This is a genomic window from Sphingobacterium sp. B29 (genome assembly GCF_001952815.1).
GTDB classification, from domain to species: domain Bacteria; phylum Bacteroidota; class Bacteroidia; order Sphingobacteriales; family Sphingobacteriaceae; genus Sphingobacterium; species Sphingobacterium siyangense.
In genome coordinates this window covers 3,755,048-3,774,085 of the sequence record NZ_CP019158.1, presented here as the reverse complement: position 1 = coordinate 3,774,085, position 19,038 = coordinate 3,755,048, and the positions used below count along the sequence as shown (strand labels likewise).

Below are 19,038 nucleotides of genomic sequence, written 5' to 3'. Positions count from 1 at the left end.
TATTTCTTCTTCTTTGAGTAACTTTGCGATTATGTATAAATTAGTCAAACCTATATTCTTTACAATGAATCCGGAGACGGCTCACCATAAAGTGACCGGTGGATTGAATGTTTTCTCAAAAATTTGGGGCGCCAAACAATTATTGAACGCTTTTTTTACCGTGGAAGATCCACGTTTGGAACGCGAAGTCTTTGGATTGAAATTTAAAAATCCTGTGGGCCTTGCGGCTGGCTTTGATAAAAATGCGGAATATATTGCAGATATGACTAATTTGGGATTTGGTTTTATCGAAATTGGAACGGTAACTCCTAAGCCACAACCGGGCAACGATAAACCCAGGATGTTCCGACTTGTTTCCGATGAAGCTTTGATCAATAGAATGGGATTTAATAATCAAGGGGCAGACGTTGCTGCCACAAGATTGAAAAATCTAAAGGATCGAAAAGGATTGTTAATAGGGGGGAATATCGGTAAGAATAAGGTGACGCCTAATGAAGAAGCTGTCAATGACTACATTTATTGCTTCAATGCATTGTTTGACTACGTGGATTATTTTGTTGTCAATGTGAGCTCCCCGAACACACCGGGCTTACGCGATTTGCAGGAAAAGGAACCTTTAAAACATCTATTAAATACTTTACAAAGCCTCAATGTCGCTAAAATAGCTCCGAAGCCAATTCTGCTTAAAATAGCACCTGATTTGACGGATAGTCAATTGGATGATATCGTCGAGATCGTATTGGAGACACAAATTGCAGGTGTCATCGCAACGAATACAACAATTTCAAGAGAAGGCTTAAAGAGTCAACAGGAACTTATTAATGAAGCGGGCGGGGTAAGTGGACGTCCTTTGACCAAGCGTTCAACAGAAGTTATTCGCTACTTAAGTGAAAAGTCCAACAAGGCATTTCCTATCATTGGTGTAGGGGGGATTCATTCGGCGAAAGATGCCATAGAGAAGTTAGATGCTGGAGCCAGTCTTATTCAAGTTTATACCGGTTTTATCTACGAAGGTCCAGGCTTGATCGCAAAGATTTGTAAAGGCATATTGCAGACAGGAAGATAAGGATTAGCATGGCAGTTGATTTTGATCTGAAAGATTTCTTGGATAAGAAAGTTGATGAATATAATCAACCTGGTTTTATTCCAAATGATCCCGTATCCATTCCGCATCAATTTTCAGCGAAGCAGGACATTGAGATCATGGGATTCTTGGCTTCCATTATGGCTTGGGGGCAAAGAAAGACGATTATCAATAAATGCAACGAGCTGGTGGCTCGAATGGATGGTTCACCATACGATTATATCGTCAATCACCAAGAGCAGGATTTAAAAACCTTACTGGGATTTAAACACCGCACGTTCAATGATACCGATATTCTTTATTTTGTTTCTTTTTTTAAGCATCACTATCAGCATTTCGAATCTTTAGAAGATGCTTTTCTTGTAGGGCAGGAGAACAGGGAGGAGGTTGACTTAGAAATGGCACTGAATGCCTTTAAAACCTATTTCTTTTCGTTGCCTGATTATCCTGTTCGCACACGGAAACACATTAGTAGTCCAGCACAGAAGTCAACCGTCAAGCGGATCAATATGTTTTTACGTTGGATGGTCAGAAAAGATACAAAAGGGGTAGACTTTGGGATTTGGCACCGTCTGTCCCCAAAAGATCTAATCTGTCCGTGCGATGTTCATGTTGAGCGCGTTGCCCGTAAATTTGGTCTAATTACATTGGATAAAGTGAATTGGAAAATAGCCCAGGAATTAACGGCTAATCTACGCCTACTAGATCCGCTGGATCCGGTCAAGTATGATTTTGCGTTGTTTGGCTTAGGCGTAGAAGGGGAAATGTAAAATTAAGGCGTGAAGAAAAAAGCGTCCTTGTCAACTATAGCTGGCAAAGACGCTTTTTTTATACCGGAACCTATCGTAAGATGCTGCAGGGGCAGCTGATTATACAAGCTTGTCGATCTTGATCAGGAGGTCAACCAAACGATTAGAATAACCAAATTCATTGTCATACCAGCCCACAACCTTGACCAGACCACCCACTACCGAGGTTAACTGGGCATCAAATACACATGAATAGGGGTTATTGATGATATCTACCGAAACTATGGGGTCTTCTGTATAAAATAATACATTTTTTAAATCGTTTTCTGCTGCAGCTTTGAACGCTTTATTAATTTCTTCTACCGTGGTTTCTTTCTCAAGTGTACAGGTAAAGTCTGTCAATGAGCCATTGAGTACAGGTACACGTATGCCTGCACCCCCTAATTTATGCTGCAAATGTGGAAAGACATTGGTTATCGCCTTAGCAGCACCAGTAGTTGTTGGAATGATCGCCGACGATGCTGCCCGCGCTCTTCTTAAATCTTTATGTGGTGCGTCGTGAAGATTCTGGTCTCCAGTCATGGAGTGGACCGTGGTAATATAGCCATCTTTGATGCCCCAATTTTCATCCAATATTTTAACTAGGGGAGCAACATTGTTTGTTGTACAGGAGGCATTGGATAAAATCGAAGCAGATAAATCAATGACACGATCATTAATGCCCAATACCACTGTTGGAATGTCTTTATCTTGTGCCGGTGCGGAAATAATCACTTTTTTTGCACCAGCTTCCAAGTGCAACGACGCTTTGTCACGACTGGTAAAGTACCCCGTAGATTCTATGACAACATCAATCTGAAGCTCCCTCCAAGGCAATGCCGCGGGATCTTTTTCATTGGTGACCAAGATGGAAAGATCATTGACAATAATATGTTTGTCGTCGTGCGTCACAGTACCAGGAAAAGGACCATGTACAGAATCATATTTAAATAGATGGGCCAACGTCTTGGTGTCTGTCAGATCATTGATAGCGATGACATTCAGTTCATCGAAAGCCCCCCTTAAAAAGATATTACGTAGTGTATTTCTACCGATACGTCCGAATCCATTGATTGCTATGTTTAGCATTTCAGATTATTTATGAAATTGGCTTATTGCTTCGTTAATATTTTTTTCACCTTCCCAATGCGCTTTTAGCTTTCCATCCGCACCATACACATAATTTGCCGGAAATTGTGAAGGCACATGGATTGTTTGTATAAACGTTTGGTCTTTATCAATCAATACCTCTACATTAGATGCTTTGGATAGCTTAGGAGCGAATGTGTCAAAAAAACCTAATACTAATGCCGGGTCATTCATGGAAATATAATAGATATTGACGTCTTTTATACGATCAATATTCTTTTCTAGCTCCGTAGCTTCATGTTGACAATGACTACATCCTGGATCAAATAGGATAAAAACGGTATTCTTGTCTTTGGCAACGTTTTCCTGCGTAACACGGATGCCCGAACGAAGCTGATAAAATGTGAAATTAGGGAGAATGGCTGCAGGGTCGGAAGATTGCGTTGGTGCAGCTTGACTATGGTCGTGGCCTGCATGATCGTGACCTGCATGGTCATGGCTTTCAGCGCTGGCTTCCTGGGTCGTATTTGCAGTATGATCTGTTTTCGGTTTGTTGTTGTTACATGAGGAAAGAATTCCGGCAGCCAATGCCACAGTCACTCCTAAGATTATCTTTTTATTCATAGAATACGTTTGCTTTTAAATCAGTTTTAGTGATTTTATCGTTTTAATATTTATGCTTAATAAATTGTCAAATTCTGTGTAGAAAGCATTGAACAATCTATTGTATTAATGATTCAAAACTATGAAAAAAAAGGGATTATCAATCGTTGAATCTCATTTATGACAGTTTACTGGATATTGATGCATTTGTGATCAAATCAACTTAACCTATTGAAGTGCCCTTATTCTATAATGTCAGGGCTGTCATGAGTAGACTTTGTGTCTGTCAATGAGGTAGATTGAATGATTTCAGGCGTACTTCGTCCAAATTCAATACTGTAGACTTTCAGGAGTACGCTAACGCAGGATAAAATGAGCGGACCGAAGATCAATCCCAGCATACCAAATAGATTTAATCCTAATAATACACCGAACACGGTTATTAATGGATGTACATCGCCCAACTTTTTCAATATGGTAAATCGAAGGACATTATCAATACTCCCGATGATAATGATCCCGTATAAGGCAAGACCTATTGCATTTCCGGACTGCCCATTCGCAAGTAGAAAAAGCGCTGCCGGTAGATAGACTACCATCGTTCCCAAAATAGGAATTATGGTGGAAACAGCGGTGAGTATCCCTAGAAAGATAGGGCTTTCCAAGCCAAAGAACCAATAGCCAAGACCGGCTACAATACCTTGGCACATGGCCAAAATCGGGATACCGATTGCATTGGATTTTACCATCATGTCAAACTCTTTCCACAATTCGGCTTTACTGGCCTTGGTGAAAGGGATCGCTTGATAGATGGTTTGTTCCAATTTTTTGCTGCTAACCAACATGAAATACAAAACAAACAAAGCAACCAATATATTGACACCCACTTCTGCAACGGAATTCAGAATATTGGGTATGAATTTAGCTGCTTTTTGAAGCGCTCCCATTAAGGCAGTATCTGAAAGATCAATATTGCTTAAATAAGGACTGTCTTTAAAGTAGGTTTTGATCGAGTCAAACTTGTGCATCAGATCGTCTTTGTTGCTAATGACTTCTGTTACCTGAGGTACCATGTAGTTGATTAACAGATAGAGTGGTCCTACCAAGAATATGATGGTCAATAATATCAATAAAATACTGGCGAAAGATTTATTCCATTTTTTTTCTTCAGTCAACTTAAAGTTGATTTTTCTAAAAAGAACATATAAGGTAACTGCTCCCAGAAAACCGGGTAGGTAGTAAAATAGGCTTGTAAAGATCAATATACATATCGCCAGAATGATGACGATTAGCATGATTTGATTGATGGAATTATTGTTGATTTGTTTGTACTTCATATAGCTGACAAATATACTGTCTATCGATTGTTATTTATCGTATGACAATATTTTTTTAGAAAAGTTTTATCTTGTTAAATTAAACTTCCTTTTTTATAATTTCAATGATTTTTTGAATTTCTTTTTTTTGTCCCCGGATCAGCTTGGATGAGGTGGCTCCATGAGAATGGCAATGACGCTATTTTGCATCCAGCGACTACAAACCAATTGTTCACTTTTGGATGGAAAGATAAGCCTTTTTATTCGAATTTAGTTTTGATTCTGCGGCATTAAAACCTCCCTCAAGATCGTTAGGATATCGTATTGTTTGACAAAAAGCATGGATTGTGTTGTCCTTAATGGACTGGAATCTTTAGCTGAAAAGGTCGTGTTGACTACTGCTTTGGTCGCTTTATGAAAAAAAGGATGAGACCCTTTTCCTTTTTTGTTGTTTGAAAATAAGCCCATAATCTTTTGTTTTTGTTGGTTATAGCGATCAGGCTTGTTCAGCGGGACCGCTATAACTAATATACAAAATAAAACGGAATTAATTGATAAAAATTTGGCTACCCTGTTCTTCATCCTTTTCTATCGAAAGGGACACTGGAATACGTTCTTTGAGTTCTTCAACATGTGAAATAATGCCGACGATCCGGTTTTCCTTATGTAAATCCAATAGCGTTTCGAAAACAATATTAACAGAAGTGATATCTTGTGTTCCAAAACCTTCATCGATAAAAAAGAAGTTTTTGGCCGCACGTGAATTTGACTGTACACTTTCTGCCAAAGCCAAAGCCAAACTTAGGGATACCTGAAATGCCTGTCCACCGGATAGTGTTTTTACGCTGCGACTTTTTCCTTCATTCAAATAATCTATAATTTCAAATTCATTGTTGTCGTTCAGCTGTAAGCTAAGCTGATTTCGGGTCATGCGATGGAAACGAATATTCGCATGATCACACAGCTGCCGTAGGTAAATCGAAGAAACATATTGTACAAAGCCCGCACCTTTAAAGAGATTAAAAAGTTGCTTCAAATTGTCATGGCGTAAATTTAGTTTTACCTGTTGTTGCAGGAGATTTTCCTTTTTTGCATAGGCGATTTTTAGCTGATCGCGCTCCTGCTGAAGTCGGGCAACAGCTTCAGTGCTCGCTTTCAATTGTTGGGCGCTCTCATCCAGGATTTTTTCCTGTGCGAGAAATTGGTTTTCGTCATATACCTGGTCGACGAGTTTCTTTTCCAACTGACTGATCTGTGCCTTCACGGTTTCAAACTGGATTTGAAACTGTTCAAGCTCTTGTCGAATCTGTATGACAGACAAATTCTCGGCAAGGATTTGCCGAATCTCTGCCAAAGTTTCAAAGGGTGAAGCCACAAGTAGCTGCTGGATTGTAGCATCGGTTTCTTGACTTTCACGACGGATATCTGCAAGCTGTTCAACAATCGTCTGTACCAAGCTGTATTGTGCTGCAAATTGACTGTTTAACTCATTTAATCGTTCGCTTAAAGTAATGTAGTCGCGCTCAATCTCCAGATTTGATCTTTTCAGTGCAGTATATTCCTTTTCAACTGCTTCGGATTCCCGCATCTCATAATCAGACCAGCGCAGCGCTTTCAGGTTCCCCATATTTTGATTAATCTGGGCCTGTTTGCTTGCTTCATCACGTTCAAACTGATGCAGTGCTTTATTGTATTTCTCCAGCTTTTCCTCAACGGAAGCCAGTGTAGTCTGGTGCTCACCAAGCTGTTGCTCCACTGTTGTTATCTCTGTTTCGATCCGGGAAAGTTCCTGCTTATTTGATGTGTAGCTGGATTCATCCGTAGCGCTATAACCGATCCATGTAAATTGCTGAGCATGCGCAATTTTGTTATTGGTATTCAGCTGAATTTTCGTGTTTAGATCTTGTTGCTGATCATTTAATGACTGCAAGCGCAGCTGGAGTTTTTCGACTTGGAATTGTTGGTCCTGTTGATGCTTAAGACTTTCATTTGTCTCGGCAATCAATTTTTCATTGGCGGCAACTTCCTGGGAAATATCCTGTCCTTGGTTGATAGCAGGATGTTCCAATGCTCCACATAGTGGACATGGGGATCCTGCTTTAAGGTTTTCTGCATATTGGGTCAACCTTTGCTGCAGGAGAAGATGTGATTTTTCATTTTGGAGAGACTGAAGTTTTCGCTCGAGGGCACTGGCTACAAGGAGGTGATTTGATCGGAATTTTTCGAGGTCCGGATGAATGGCCTGGAGTTCCTGCTTCAGCACAGCTATACTTGTTTCTAAATCAATGGCCTGCTTGTTTAGATCGTCTTCCTGTTGTTGGATGCCCTGCTGTTTGGCGTACCACTGGCCCAGCTCCATGAGTTCATGGGCAGAAGGCTTTGATTGCTTTAGACTAGCGATCTGAATTTCTGTCTCTTGGATTTTGGCTTTAAAATGTCGTTGTTGCGCTCTTGTTTCCTCCACAAAATTACGCCCCTTCTGTGCCCGATCCTGTAAACTCTTAATTTCATTTGAAAACGTAATCAATTGGCTTATCAATTCAAGGTCCAGTTCCTGGACACGACGTTGCGGCAGTAGTTCGTATTGTGATTTCAACAGATTGAGATTTGAGGAATGCTCCTGCATCAGCTGCTGAATTTCGGCCTGTCTCTTTTTTTCGGTTTCTACTCTTTTATGTGCAATTAGGCCTTCTTGTGCTAATTTTTCCTTGGATTTAAGAATATGTAGAAAGTTGGTTTGCGCTTCCTCAAAGCGGTTTAACTTTAATCGTAAGGTCTCTTTTTCACCTTTTTGTTCTAGCAATTGCTGAAAGAGCGCCTTCACCGTACGAAGCTCTAAGACATCCTCTTTGAGTTTTTTGAGCCTTAAGAACTTTTCATGATGCGACTTGTACGACGATTCAATCGCGACAAAGGACTCGACTGCCAGTTGGAGATTTGTTTCGGTCGTTTCTATCTGTTCGCTTGTAACCTCGTCAAAACCTATTAATTGACCGTTGAGGTGATCCAGTTCGGACTGATTTCTTTTATAGAGGTTGGAAACTTTATCCTGCAGGTCAAATCGATGCAGTTGAAAAATCTCTTTCATCATATCCGTCCGTTCCTTAGCGCCAAGTTCTATAAACTCTTTGAACTGCCCTTGGGGAATGATGATTGTTCTTTTAAAGTTCTCATAGCTTAATCCAATGATATGCTGTGTGTTGCTGCTTTCCTGTGGAACCCATTCTTCATTTATTTTTTCGTAGAGTACAACCGTGGGGGATTTTACATCATCGAAATTTTTGGAATTGCGTTTAAATTCGCGGGTAATTCTAAATGTACGGTCTTCAAAATTGACAAAATCAAGCTCGATATAAGATCGATTGGACTTGAGATTCATCATGTTATAAGCGCGTTTATCCCGTGCATTCAAGCGTTCCGTTTCTCCAAATAAGGCGTAGGTAATCGCTTCCAATATCGATGATTTACCGGAGCCTACAGCACCGAAGATACCAAAAAGCCCCGCTTGAGAAAGCGCGGTAAAGTCGATCGTCTGACGTTCTTGATAAGAGTATATCCCCTCTAGAGTTAGCTTTAATGGAATCATGGATTAAGAGTTTAGGATTTCGCGAAAAAGATCAAGGATGTCATCATTGGGCGCCTGATTACCATTCTTGGATTTGAAATAATCGTTGAATAAGGTCGACATGTCTTGTGTAAGATTGATTTCTTTGTTGTCCAGAAGCGCTTGCTCATCTTGTTTAACGAGCGGAATGAGATAGATTATTCCCGAATGGCTCTGATAGATTCGCTTGCGGTCTTCGGCTTTTAAGAAGGTTTCTGATTTTAGCGTGAGCTCCACCAAAGCATCGGGGTTTTCAGACAACCAGGATATGCACAGTTCAATATCGTCGAACGATTTTCGGATCAGCGGTTTGCCCTGAGTTAGTGGAATGCGCTCAACCCTTGCTTGCTCGCCGGCCGATACATTGACCAGTGCAACGTATTTAGCTTGCCCAGCCTCCGAAAAACTATAACATAGGGGTGAAGATGCATAAATCACCGGTTTTTCGGCAGAACCGATATTTTTATACCCGTGGAGATGCCCTAATGCGGTATATTGGACCTGTGGTGGGATGGCCTCTGAATAGATTAAGTCTGCATTGCCAATTTTGACCGGTTTTTCGCCGTCAGGCTCCTCTAAAAGTGCGCTGCCCAATTTATTCATGTAAAGATGTGCCGTCAATATATTCACGCCTTTATCATCGCAATAGGTATTGGCTATTTTTTGCCAATTTGCTGCTAAGACCTCATTTAATTTACTTTCTTTCTCTTCGCCTAGATATTGTTTTAAGCGTATTTCGTTGGCATAGGCTGTATGAAGAATACGAATCGGGTAGTCAAATTGCGGTAAGCTCAATTCAATGAAGCCCGTATCTGACTGTAACACGGTGAAGCCATCTGTTGCGAAAGGGGTAACCACAGCATGCGGATGCCCAATTAGGATGATGCCCGACGCTCGTGCCAAAGGATCGGGCGCGTCAATCAAATGGGGTGAATCGTGATTGCCCGCGATTGCTAGTACTGGGCGTATGCCATTCTTGGTAAGACGCTTGATTGTTCGGTAGAATAGTTCGATGGCTTCCACACCGGGATTGAAGGCATCGAACAGATCTCCTGCGATGATCACGAGATCCACGTTTTCCCGGTCTGCGATATCAACGATTTCATTCATGACCAGTACTTGTTCATCTATCCGGGAGAAACTGTCCAATCGTTTTCCTAAATGCCAATCGGCGGTATGCAATATTTTCATGTGAGAGCTTGGATATTTTGCGCAATGTTACAAACTAAGATAAATTTGGCATGAAATGCAATTATAATTGGATGGAATCTTCCAAATGATCAGTTTGGGGCCAATATGGGATGTAGTCTTTGCTTTGTGCTAAAGTGTAATGTTGTCGCAATTGAAATGTTAAAACATGTTAAATGCGTGTTATAAAAGTCATTTAATTGTATTTTTAGTGCTCCAAAATTAAGCTAGATAGTCACAGACAAGAAATATGCGAAAAGTTTACCTGTATATCTGTTTTTTCTTTATGCTGTTGATGCGCGTAAACGCGCAGGAAATACACGCTATAAAAGGAGAAACTGCTTATCCTTTTTTATTGAAAGATGCCGCACCGGATTCATTGGAATCTGAAAAAAAGCCTGTATTTGTGTTTTTACATGGAAGAAGTTTGTCCGGGACAAATTTAGATCGTGTAAAGCGTTATGGTGTATTGTATGCCATCAACAAAGGGCAGGAGGTACCTGGGATAATTGTTGCGCCACAGTCCCGCGGAGGATGGAATCCGGACAAAGTAATCGAAATTGTTGACTATGTTATTGAACATTACAATGCTGACCCCGACCGTATTTACGTTTGCGGCATGAGTATGGGGGGCTATGGCACCATGGATGTGGCTGGTAAATATCCCGAAAGGGTGGCTGCTGCAGTAGCAATTTGTGGCGGCGGATCGAGTCAGTATGCATCCAACCTGACGCAGGTGCCGATATGGCTTCATCATGGTACCGCTGATCGTGCAGTGCCAATTTCGGAGTCCAGAAAAATTATGAATGCGATCAAAAGAGAAGATCCGGATGCAAATGTGAGCTTAAATGTGATAAAAGGGGGAACCCATGGAAGTGTGGAGCGATTGTTCCATGATGATGCAATTTACAATTGGATGTTGAAGTTTAAGAAAAAGCATAAATCTTAGGGTCGTGTTGGTCCGGTAGCGGTGTATCAAAAGACAATTTATAAATAAAAAAGCCTGATGAAGTATTTCCATCAGGCTTTTTTATTTATTAGCCTTCGTGTTCAAATGCAGGCGGTCTTTTTTGAAATTGTGCCATCAATATATTAGGTTGATGAATCAAGTGTGTCTTTGCGAGATATTCGGAGTTGTCGGCATAAATAAACAACAACGTTCCATCTTTGATGGTGTTAATGATAGGGCCTGCAAATTCCCTTGGTACTGCGGGGCAGCCGTAGCTTTTACCGAGTCTGCCTAAACTTGCTATTGTACCTGTGCTACAGTAATCGGCGCCATGCATCACAACGTATCTTGCTTTTGCATTGTCATTTATACCTTCTTCAAGACCATTTAATACCAAGGAGTAGCCATTCTCGCCGTTGTATGTGTTTTCTGTTGTGAAGAACCCTAAAGAACTTTTAAGTGACTCCTGTTGATTTGAAAAATTGACGGCATAGTTTTCTCCGCTATTTTTTCCATGCGCAACCAGTGTGTTGAAAAGTACTTTTTTGTGCGCAAGGTCGAGTACCACAAGTCTTTTTTCCGTTGATGCCAATGAAAAGTCAATGACGGTCATGATGTCCTTGTTGTGGATCGGAAGTTCTTTTCTGCCTTCCATTGCTTGACGAAACGCTTCGTATTTTAATACTTTGCCTAGATTCATTTCATCATACAACGAGTCAACTTCGGTGCGTTGACGTTCGACATTGATACGATGAGTGCTGGTGGTTTGTTGATCTGTTGTTTTTAATTCTTCTTGTGAGGACAATGCTGTATTGAGTGCCATCAAAAGAAACATAAACGTATTTCCCATTCTTCTCCCTTTTCTGTGTAGATGTTTACAAAATTAATTATTAAAGTTAATACATATTTGATTTACAGAATGTTAAATATTGTTAATCAATAACAACGACCAGTGAAGCGAGGTCTTTTGACCGTTTATAGACAAATTGAGCGTGAGATGACGCATTTCTGACGCACATATGCGACTTGGGGGTTGTGCCTAGGCTCTCACTATATTCGATAATGCTGCCATTGGGATTGTTGACTGGAACTCCATGTATATAGGCTCCAGCGGTAAATCGAGTGGCATAAGGTGCGAATCCGGCGTAAGTTTTGGTGCCGTCTTCATAATAAAACATCTTGGATTTGTGTTCCTGAACAACAAAGAGGCCTGTTGGTGTTTCCTGGGCATGAGGAGGTTTGTGCCGACCACTCGTCACAGGGTTCATGCTTCGGATAAGCCATTCGTTTCCGACTTTTTCCAAGGTACAGATATTTTGGTTCTTTACATCGACGACATTGATGATCTTGAACTGCACAGTGTCGCTAATAATACGCAGATACCTTTTGGGAACCGTATATTTTCCTTCGAATGAAATCCCTTCAATCGGAATTCGAGCTATGCTGTCGGGGCCTTGTATGCGGACGAGCCAGCCGTCCCGACCGTAACGAACAGCTTTAGCGCTGTTAAGATCGTAGAGTGGTGCCGCTTGATAGCGTTCAACGTTGAAACTGTCGGATACGCGTTTATAAGAGTCCCGTTTATAGTCCTGTATTGTTGGGGCTTCGCCTTTTTCATTTTGATAATTCTGTAGAACCCCATACAGCGATGGTGTCTGTTGAAAATCTTCGATAAAGGCCAGGCGTTCTTTGATCTTTTCCCATTGAAAACTGCGTGTGGTGTCTTTGTAAGGATAGCTGTCTTCCAGGGTGTATTTGTTGTAAAGCAGCTCTTTTTTTAAGATAATATCCTCAGCGGTAAATATTTTTTTCTGCTCAACCTGCTCTTTAGGTGGAGTAGGTTTTTGCTGCTCAGTTTGCTGATTGGTTTTTGCTGTGTTTTTCTTGTCCTGCTGGCATCCCGGCAATAGAAACAATATGCTTAGTATTAAACAGGTTAATCTTCGATTCATATATGGAAGTATAGATTATCGTTTTATACCTTAAACTTAGATAATTAGTTTATTATTTGCAATTTTATTGCAGTTGAAGGAAATAGATCTGCTGTTAAACCTTACTATTCGTTTTGTGAACTGTAACAGATTTTCAATGATAAGGCATTTATTTCGGTAAAATTTTATTTTAAAGAGCTGTCTTGAATGCGGGGGGAGATATTTCTGCAATGATGGATAAAAAGTTAGTTTTGTGATCTGAAATAAATGATTCTGAAATAAATGATATGGACAAGATTGTTATTTGCTCGGCGGTGATGCTTGCTCCGGAAGGAGATTTGTTAATGGCTCGTAAAAAAGGGTCTAACTATTTTCAGCTACCTGGGGGGAAGGTAGGGCCGGAAGAAAGCCGTGAGCAGACCCTAATTCGTGAATTGAAAGAAGAGCTTCGGTATGATGTGAGCAGCATGGAAATAAGCTTTATCGGTAGTCACAGTACACAGGCTGTAAATGAGGTAAATACGGTGGTCGTGGGCTATATCTATTTAATTAAACTTGCAGAGCGACATGCATTTGAGCCTTATGAAGAACTGGAAGAAGTGCTGTGGATCAGTAGAGCTGATTGGCAAAGTTACCAATGGGCCCACCTGGCATCCGAGTTTGTTCTACCAAAATGGCTTTCGGGTGATTTTGATCGTTAAATCGTGTAGGGTAAACAAATTAAACCTTTGTTTGTTAGAGTTTTATATAAACTATAAATAAACAAAGATTATGGAAAATCAGCTTTTAAAAGGGGCGAAGGACTTTTTTGACGAAGAGGCGGTCGCTCAGATAGGGCAAGTTTTAAATCAGGATAAAGAGGGGGTAAAGCAGGGTTTGAATGTAACAATTCCCGCCTTGTTTTTAGGTTTAAGCCAACATTCCGATTCCGGTAGTGGGATTTCGGCGATACTTGAAAGGGCTAAGCAGCACTTTGCGAATTTTGATTTCCACGAGCTTCTCGGTAGTGTGACCAAAGCAGATGAGCCCGCAGGGGATCCTGCTGTGAAAGGCGAGAATGCTCAGGGTTTATTGGGATCAATATTTGGTGACGGTCTGGATACTGTTTTGAGTACTGTTGCCGGTTATTTGGGGTATGATGGCAGTTCCATTGGGAAATTAATGAATTTTTCTTTGCCCGCGATATTCTCCAGTCTAACAAATAAGGGCCAAAATTGGGATTTTGATCGTATCGGTCATGTTTTGGAGGAAAATAAAACCGCTTTTGCTGCTGCTGTTCCAGCTGGGTTAGGCTTAGGCGCCTTTGGGAAGCTTTTTGATGGTGCGCATTTTTCTGCACCGGAAGAATCCGCGACTGAACATGCAATTCCTGCTGACGTTGCTAAGGAGGTGGATAGTCATAAGTCAATACCCATTAATCCGGCAAATGAACTGGAAGCACATAAAGAGCCCTTGTCACTGCCAAGAGCGGAAGAGTCCAGGGCAGCAATCGCTGGAACCGGTTCGGGTGGCGGTTGGTGGAAGATTTTAATCGCCCTGGTCGTATTGGCTGCACTTTGGTTTTTATTTGGAAAAGGCTGTAGTGGAAGCAAGCAAGACGGTGCTACCGACACCAGTGTAAATAAGACAACGGTAGAGTCAGATACTATGAAAACGGGTTCCGGTATGGTCGAGCGCGAGCAAACGGAGGTCATCCTACCAAACGGTGTCAAACTTGCTGCTTTTAAAGGCGGGATAGAGGATCACTTGGTCCAATTTTTAAAATCCGATTATAAATCGATGGGTGAAGATTCTCTGAAAAATACCTGGTTTGATTTCGATAACCTGAATTTCAAAACAGGTACAGCCGAGGTGCTGCCTGAAAGTCAGGTGCAACTAAGTAATCTTGCAGCGATATTAAAGGCTTTTCCTGCAGCTAATATCAAGATCGGTGGCTATACAGACAAAACGGGCAATGAGGATTTTAATAAAAAGTTATCGCTTGAGCGGGCAACGGCTGTAAAGGATTACCTGAGTAAAGAGCAGCTTTCCAAACAGGTAATAGGTGCAGAGGGTTATGGCTCACAGTTTGCCAAGTATAAGGCCGATGCGCCAGAATCTGATCGTATTATGGACCGGCACGTTTCGATAAGTGTTCGATAATTGCTCTGTGCAGCATAACTAGACCGCTGCGAAAATAAAAAAGAGCAGATTCCACTGGAACCTGCTCTTTCTTTTTATGTGTAATGCAAAGTTGTTTAGAAACTGTAGACACAGGCCAACAGAAATTGTCCTGCAGATTTGGTTGGGCTTAGATCGTTTTTGATGAATCGTTCGGTATTTCCTTTGTCAATTCTGATTTCGGGAATAAATTTGAATCCATGGTAATTATATTCTGCTGTTAAGGTGGTTGCGAGGATATTGGAACTAGGGATTCCATTTTCTTCCTCTTTATGCGTTTGGAAAAACTCTTCGCGTAATCCTAGGCCGAAATGTTCTGAAAAATGAATTCTTGGGTAAAGTGCTACTCCAGAGTACCCCCCACCATCTCTCTTTTTATAATTTGTAGCATTTAAACCAAGGAAAAATTTGGAGGTGAAGTCATAATTAGCAACGAGATCGACCAAGGTTCCAGAGCTGTAATTGGTTTTACCGCCAGCAGAGGATCCTGTCAGGAAATTGAGATAAAAGCTGCTTTTATCATTGGGGGTATAGGCTAGTTGGGAGCCGACATGGGAAACTCCGTTCATATCTTGATAGACATTCCAGTCGTTAAATAGTCCGACCATTAAAGCCACTTTATCTGAGAAACTATACGTAGCTTTTAAACCAGCGTCTTGAAATGGGCCGGCGCCGAATAAATAAGAAGTTGAATAATGGAAGTTGTAGGTTGGTGATATCACTTCAAAACCCACAAATGTTCCCATGAATCCTGCAGTAAGATTGAGTTTCTCGGTTAGATCATAGCCTACATATAGATTTTGGATATGAAAACTGTTTTTGTCGTCGCCAGCCTGGCCATCGCCATTCATAATGGATCGATATTGCCCTCTGGGGCCAAAAGATAATTCTCCGACAAATGATGCTTTTTTAAACTTCTTTTTTACAGCCAAATCCACCATCCCGATAGAGACGGAGTTGTTGTCTTCGGTAAAATAGGTGTTGATGTTAGGTTTGTTTTGAAAATCATATTTCCAATAGGTATCCACTGATCCGGATATTTCTATCCCTTTTTCTTTTGTTTCTTCTTGTGATGTCGCTGTTTTTATTAGAAATAGTGATAAAAAGATGGTTGTTAGAAGTTTTTTCATGTTTTTTTTGGTTTAAGTTTGATTTGTTTGATTTTTTAAGGCTTAATTCTTTTGTTTTGTCTGTTTTGTATTGGTTTTTGTTTAAAAATTAATTGGTAATTATGGTTTTTGTGTTTGTTTTTGTGAAATTATGTAAAAAAAATCATAAAAAATAAAATAACATAGTATTTTTTTAACAAAAAGAGCTTATATTTGAAAAAATTATAAGGGAAAGTAGGTTTTTGTTTTGTTCTTGTATTTTTTTTAACAATTTTATTAATATATTGAAAACACTAATCAGTTTAAACAAATGAAAAAAATTATTCCACTCATTGTTCTAGTTCTTTTGGGAGTATTGGGACTTGTATTTCCGTCCATCGACTTGTCTGATTTAAACAAGGCAGAATTTGATACGGGAGATACGGCCTGGTTGTTAACTTCTTCTGCATTGGTGTTGATTATGACACCTGGACTTGCCTTTTTTTATGGCGGTATGGTTAGCAAGAAGAATGTAATTTCAACGATGATGCAAAGCTTTATATGTATGTGTTTAATGACAATCCTCTGGGTCATTGTTGGCTTCAGTTTGGCTTTCGGCGATGATATCGGTGGTATTGTCGGTGATCCGCGTACATTTTTTATGATGAAAGGTACATTAGGGAATGTCGCTTGGGGAGCGCTTCCCACTATACCTTTGGTTTTGTTTGCGATGTTTCAATTAAAGTTTGCGATTATCACACCAGCATTGATTACGGGGGCTTTTGCGGAACGTATTCGTTTTAATTCATTTATGCTATTCATTATTCTGTTCAGTATTTTTATTTATATGCCGTTGGCACATGCTACTTGGCACCCTGAAGGTATATTAGCAAAATTTGGTGTTCTTGATTTTGCCGGGGGTACAGTTGTGCACATGTCGGCAGGTTGGGCAGCATTGGCAGCAGCGATTTATTTAAAAGGACGTAAAATGCAAATTCATAATCCGGCGCGCATAAGCTACGTGATATTAGGTACAGCACTCTTGTGGTTTGGCTGGTTTGGATTTAATGCAGGTTCAGCTGGTGGAGCAAATTCTTTGGCAGCTTACGCTTTTGCGACAACGACTACAGCATCAGCAATGGCCGCCATGGCATGGATATTTGTTGATATCATACGTGGAAAGAAACCTTCAGCAATGGGAGCATGTATCGGTGCCGTTGTTGGTTTGGTTGCGATTACACCAGCAGCTGGTTTTGTCAGTATTCCACATGCTATGATCATCGGCTTGGTTGGCGCGTTGGTTAGTAATCTGGTTGTATATCTGAGAAGTAAAACAAGTATCGACGACACCTTGGATGTATTCCCTTGTCATGGGGTAGGTGGCATGGTTGGTATGGTACTTACCGGTGTGTTTGCCCATCATAACATTAATCCTGTTGTTGTGGACAATGGTTTATTTTTTGGCGAAACGAAGTTGTTTTTTGTCCATATGGTCGCACTATTTGCCGTGTCATTTTTTGCCTTCGTTGGTTCACTTGTGCTATTGAAGATCACCGATCTTATTGCTCCATTACGCGTCGAAGAGACAGATGAAGAGCTTGGTTTGGATGTTTCTCAACATGCAGAAGCATTGTAACCTAGTCGCAGCATAACGCATACGTTATCCCAAACAATCTACTGCTTAGCGGTACATTGTTTGGGATATTTTTTGCATTTTTGTCCTGCCAGGAGAGAAGTGTATGATGCTATGCGCTATTTCGAGTACCTGTGCCTCTAAAAAGATTTTCATGACTACTGAGATTAAAGATACTTTGCGTTCTGATTTTGAAAAAATGATGCGTTATTGCCTACAGAAAAATGGTGATTTCGGTTTTAACGTGTTTGGTGATTATGCAGTATCTGTATTAAATTTTTATGTCGGGAGTTCAATTTTGCCACTCAACGAAAAACGTGCTGGTGCCCTATTTCTTGTAAATCTCTACAATGCAGGTATCAGAAATGCAATCACGCCGGAAGATATTGAGGAAATAGCTGATGTACTCACACAGGACAAGACGTTAAACTACCCGCTATTAGCTCCGATCTTCGACTAATGTTTGGTCCATACAAGATCGCCGGTTTCATAGCCACATTGCAGGGCATAGGTTAAAAATTCATTTCTGATTTTATCTGGAATCTCTGTCTCACGGCCCAAAATCCACATATAGTCTAGATTGTCACCAAAAACGAGTGCGTATTTATAATCCGGCGTTATTTTTACAATATTATATCCACTGTAGAAAGGACCAAAGAACGATACTTTAAGTGCGCCTTCATTGGGGCTGTTGACAAATTTGGCTTTTCCGATAGACTGTTTCCAGCGTTCTTTGCCTTCGGAGTACCCTTGGTTATTGACACGTATTGTGCCATTTTTATTTTTGCTATATTCTGCGGAAACTTGACTTAAGCCTTTTTCCCAATAGAAGTCGAGTCTGGCTATCTCAAACCATTTTCCAAGATATTTATCCAAATCAAATGGATCCACGACATCAGGTCGCGAGACGACAGGTTTAAAGGCGTTATAAGCCACAGCCCCAAGTGCTATGCCAGTTAATAGTAACAGTGATTTTTTCTTATCCATGTTCATCTTCGAATATGTTTATTGTTAAAACAACAATTTTGATACCAATAAGGTTTAGACATACCGAGCTATTTTACTAATTTTGTTGACTAAAAATTTGTATCGGTGTATTCAAGGGAAGAGATAAAACAATTAAAACAGTTATTCTGGACGAAGTTTGGCCAATTTATGGCTTTACATGCATCGGCAGATGGGGAGAAGGCAAATTGGATTAACTACAAGACAGGTATTAAGCATTTATACTTCAGAATGGATGCGGATAAGAAGCTGGCAACTATTGCGATACAGTGGTCCCAACCTGATGCTGGGCTCAGGGCATTAATGGCAGAACAATTTCTTCAGTTTAAAACATTGCTGCAGGATCTTCTTGAAGAAGAGTGGATTTGGGATATGGACGGAATGGACGAATATGGAAAGCCGATTTGTCGGATCTATACAAGCTTAACCGGTTACAGTATTTTTAAAGAGGATGACTGGGCCGAGCTCATTTCTTTTTTTAAGCCTCGAATAATTGCTTTGGATGAGTTTTGGTCATCGGCTAAGTATACGTTCGATATTTTCAAATAATTAACATTCAGTATAGTAAGATGAGTTATTACAGGTCTGATTCCGCTTTTC

Annotated in this window: 18 protein-coding genes; 8 read left to right on the top strand and 10 right to left on the bottom strand. The window is 40.5% G+C overall.

Annotation, left to right across the window (positions count from 1 at the left end):
• The first annotated feature begins 31 nt into the window (after positions 1–31).
• A complete protein-coding gene (locus BV902_RS15970) occupies positions 32–1,066 on the top strand; it encodes a quinone-dependent dihydroorotate dehydrogenase (RefSeq protein ID WP_075994823.1) in 1,035 nt (344 codons plus the stop codon).
• A gap of 8 nt (positions 1,067–1,074) precedes the next feature.
• Complete coding sequence (locus BV902_RS15965; RefSeq protein WP_172840696.1) at positions 1,075–1,854, top strand: TIGR02757 family protein; 780 nt, start codon at positions 1,075–1,077, stop codon at positions 1,852–1,854.
• 99 nt (positions 1,855–1,953) lie between these two features.
• On the opposite strand, the gene gap is transcribed toward BV902_RS15965, so the two are convergent.
• The 6 genes from gap to BV902_RS15935 all read right to left on the bottom strand — a co-directional run bounded on the left by gap (position 1,954) and on the right by BV902_RS15935 (position 9,675).
• Entirely contained in the window at positions 1,954–2,961 is a 1,008-nt protein-coding gene (gene gap / locus BV902_RS15960) for a type I glyceraldehyde-3-phosphate dehydrogenase (protein ID WP_075992787.1), read from the bottom strand.
• Between the two features lie 6 nt (positions 2,962–2,967).
• Positions 2,968–3,585 carry a TlpA family protein disulfide reductase gene (locus tag BV902_RS15955; RefSeq protein WP_075992786.1) on the bottom strand — a complete coding sequence of 206 codons (618 nt, stop codon included), beginning with the start codon at positions 3,583–3,585 and terminating at the stop codon, positions 2,968–2,970.
• 221 nt (positions 3,586–3,806) lie between these two features.
• Positions 3,807–4,901, bottom strand: a complete 1,095-nt coding sequence (locus BV902_RS15950; protein WP_075992785.1) for an AI-2E family transporter — start codon at positions 4,899–4,901, stop codon at positions 3,807–3,809.
• A gap of 249 nt (positions 4,902–5,150) precedes the next feature.
• A complete protein-coding gene (locus BV902_RS27370) occupies positions 5,151–5,348 on the bottom strand; it encodes a hypothetical protein (RefSeq protein ID WP_088161708.1) in 198 nt (65 codons plus the stop codon).
• A gap of 79 nt (positions 5,349–5,427) precedes the next feature.
• A complete protein-coding gene (locus tag BV902_RS15940) occupies positions 5,428–8,466 on the bottom strand; it encodes an AAA family ATPase (RefSeq protein ID WP_075992783.1) in 3,039 nt (1,012 codons plus the stop codon).
• A 3-nt stretch (positions 8,467–8,469) separates the two neighbouring features.
• Positions 8,470–9,675, bottom strand: a complete 1,206-nt coding sequence (locus BV902_RS15935) for a metallophosphoesterase family protein (RefSeq protein WP_075992782.1) — start codon at positions 9,673–9,675, stop codon at positions 8,470–8,472.
• A 247-nt stretch (positions 9,676–9,922) separates the two neighbouring features.
• On the opposite strand from BV902_RS15935, the gene BV902_RS15930 reads away from it, so the two are divergent.
• Positions 9,923–10,621 carry a prolyl oligopeptidase family serine peptidase gene (locus BV902_RS15930; protein WP_075992781.1) on the top strand — a complete coding sequence of 233 codons (699 nt, stop codon included), beginning with the start codon at positions 9,923–9,925 and terminating at the stop codon, positions 10,619–10,621.
• A gap of 88 nt (positions 10,622–10,709) precedes the next feature.
• Here BV902_RS15930 and BV902_RS15925 read toward each other — a convergent pair whose 3' ends face one another.
• Positions 10,710–11,471, bottom strand: coding sequence for a murein L,D-transpeptidase catalytic domain family protein (locus BV902_RS15925; protein ID WP_083663644.1), 762 nt, complete (start codon positions 11,469–11,471; stop codon positions 10,710–10,712).
• A gap of 82 nt (positions 11,472–11,553) precedes the next feature.
• Entirely contained in the window at positions 11,554–12,573 is a 1,020-nt protein-coding gene (locus tag BV902_RS15920; protein WP_075992780.1) for a L,D-transpeptidase, read from the bottom strand.
• 266 nt (positions 12,574–12,839) lie between these two features.
• On the opposite strand from BV902_RS15920, the gene BV902_RS15915 reads away from it, so the two are divergent.
• Both BV902_RS15915 and BV902_RS15910 read left to right on the top strand, forming a co-directional pair.
• Positions 12,840–13,253 carry an NUDIX hydrolase gene (locus BV902_RS15915; RefSeq protein ID WP_083663643.1) on the top strand — a complete coding sequence of 138 codons (414 nt, stop codon included), beginning with the start codon at positions 12,840–12,842 and terminating at the stop codon, positions 13,251–13,253.
• A 70-nt stretch (positions 13,254–13,323) separates the two neighbouring features.
• On the top strand, positions 13,324–14,694 hold the full coding sequence (locus tag BV902_RS15910; protein ID WP_075992778.1) for an OmpA family protein: 1,371 nt from the start codon (positions 13,324–13,326) through the stop codon (positions 14,692–14,694).
• A gap of 95 nt (positions 14,695–14,789) precedes the next feature.
• On the opposite strand, the gene BV902_RS15905 is transcribed toward BV902_RS15910, so the two are convergent.
• Positions 14,790–15,842, bottom strand: coding sequence for an outer membrane beta-barrel protein (locus tag BV902_RS15905; RefSeq protein WP_075992777.1), 1,053 nt, complete (start codon positions 15,840–15,842; stop codon positions 14,790–14,792).
• Positions 15,843–16,131: 289 nt separating this feature from the next.
• Here BV902_RS15905 and BV902_RS15900 point away from each other — a divergent pair, with 289 nt between their 5' ends.
• Together BV902_RS15900 and BV902_RS15895 are read left to right on the top strand one after the other, a co-directional pair.
• On the top strand, positions 16,132–17,436 hold the full coding sequence (locus BV902_RS15900) for an ammonium transporter (RefSeq protein WP_075992776.1): 1,305 nt from the start codon (positions 16,132–16,134) through the stop codon (positions 17,434–17,436).
• A gap of 151 nt (positions 17,437–17,587) precedes the next feature.
• A complete protein-coding gene (locus tag BV902_RS15895) occupies positions 17,588–17,893 on the top strand; it encodes a hypothetical protein (protein WP_075994821.1) in 306 nt (101 codons plus the stop codon).
• On the opposite strand, the gene BV902_RS15890 is transcribed toward BV902_RS15895, so the two are convergent.
• A complete protein-coding gene (locus BV902_RS15890; RefSeq protein WP_237241679.1) occupies positions 17,890–18,426 on the bottom strand; it encodes a lipocalin family protein in 537 nt (178 codons plus the stop codon). The genes BV902_RS15895 and BV902_RS15890 overlap by 4 nt on opposite strands.
• A 99-nt stretch (positions 18,427–18,525) precedes the next feature.
• Here BV902_RS15890 and BV902_RS15885 point away from each other — a divergent pair, with 99 nt between their 5' ends.
• Positions 18,526–18,987: a DUF4268 domain-containing protein gene (locus BV902_RS15885; RefSeq protein ID WP_075992775.1), complete on the top strand. Its 462-nt coding sequence runs from the start codon at positions 18,526–18,528 to the stop codon at positions 18,985–18,987.
• Positions 18,988–19,038: the final 51 nt, after the last annotated feature.

Excerpts from the sequence above, each read along its gene's own strand:
- BV902_RS15955 (WP_075992786.1), bottom strand. The coding sequence starts at position 3,585 with ATGAATAAAAAGATAATCTTAGGAGTGACTGTGGCATTGGCTGCCGGA.
- BV902_RS15950 (WP_075992785.1), bottom strand. The coding sequence starts at position 4,901 with ATGAAGTACAAACAAATCAACAATAATTCCATCAATCAAATCATGCTA.
- BV902_RS27370 (WP_088161708.1), bottom strand. The coding sequence starts at position 5,348 with ATGGGCTTATTTTCAAACAACAAAAAAGGAAAAGGGTCTCATCCTTTT.
- BV902_RS15900 (WP_075992776.1), top strand. The coding sequence starts at position 16,132 with ATGAAAAAAATTATTCCACTCATTGTTCTAGTTCTTTTGGGAGTATTG.
- BV902_RS15970 (WP_075994823.1), top strand. The coding sequence starts at position 32 with ATGTATAAATTAGTCAAACCTATATTCTTTACAATGAATCCGGAGACG.
- BV902_RS15935 (WP_075992782.1), bottom strand. The coding sequence starts at position 9,675 with ATGAAAATATTGCATACCGCCGATTGGCATTTAGGAAAACGATTGGAC.
- BV902_RS15930 (WP_075992781.1), top strand. The coding sequence starts at position 9,923 with ATGCGAAAAGTTTACCTGTATATCTGTTTTTTCTTTATGCTGTTGATG.
- BV902_RS15965 (WP_172840696.1), top strand. The coding sequence starts at position 1,075 with ATGGCAGTTGATTTTGATCTGAAAGATTTCTTGGATAAGAAAGTTGAT.
- BV902_RS15920 (WP_075992780.1), bottom strand. The coding sequence starts at position 12,573 with ATGAATCGAAGATTAACCTGTTTAATACTAAGCATATTGTTTCTATTG.
- BV902_RS15925 (WP_083663644.1), bottom strand. The coding sequence starts at position 11,471 with ATGGGAAATACGTTTATGTTTCTTTTGATGGCACTCAATACAGCATTG.
- BV902_RS15940 (WP_075992783.1), bottom strand. The coding sequence starts at position 8,466 with ATGATTCCATTAAAGCTAACTCTAGAGGGGATATACTCTTATCAAGAA.
- BV902_RS15890 (WP_237241679.1), bottom strand. The coding sequence starts at position 18,426 with ATGAACATGGATAAGAAAAAATCACTGTTACTATTAACTGGCATAGCA.
- BV902_RS15910 (WP_075992778.1), top strand. The coding sequence starts at position 13,324 with ATGGAAAATCAGCTTTTAAAAGGGGCGAAGGACTTTTTTGACGAAGAG.
- BV902_RS15895 (WP_075994821.1), top strand. The coding sequence starts at position 17,588 with ATGACTACTGAGATTAAAGATACTTTGCGTTCTGATTTTGAAAAAATG.
- BV902_RS15915 (WP_083663643.1), top strand. The coding sequence starts at position 12,840 with ATGGACAAGATTGTTATTTGCTCGGCGGTGATGCTTGCTCCGGAAGGA.
- gap (WP_075992787.1), bottom strand. The coding sequence starts at position 2,961 with ATGCTAAACATAGCAATCAATGGATTCGGACGTATCGGTAGAAATACA.
- BV902_RS15905 (WP_075992777.1), bottom strand. The coding sequence starts at position 15,842 with ATGAAAAAACTTCTAACAACCATCTTTTTATCACTATTTCTAATAAAA.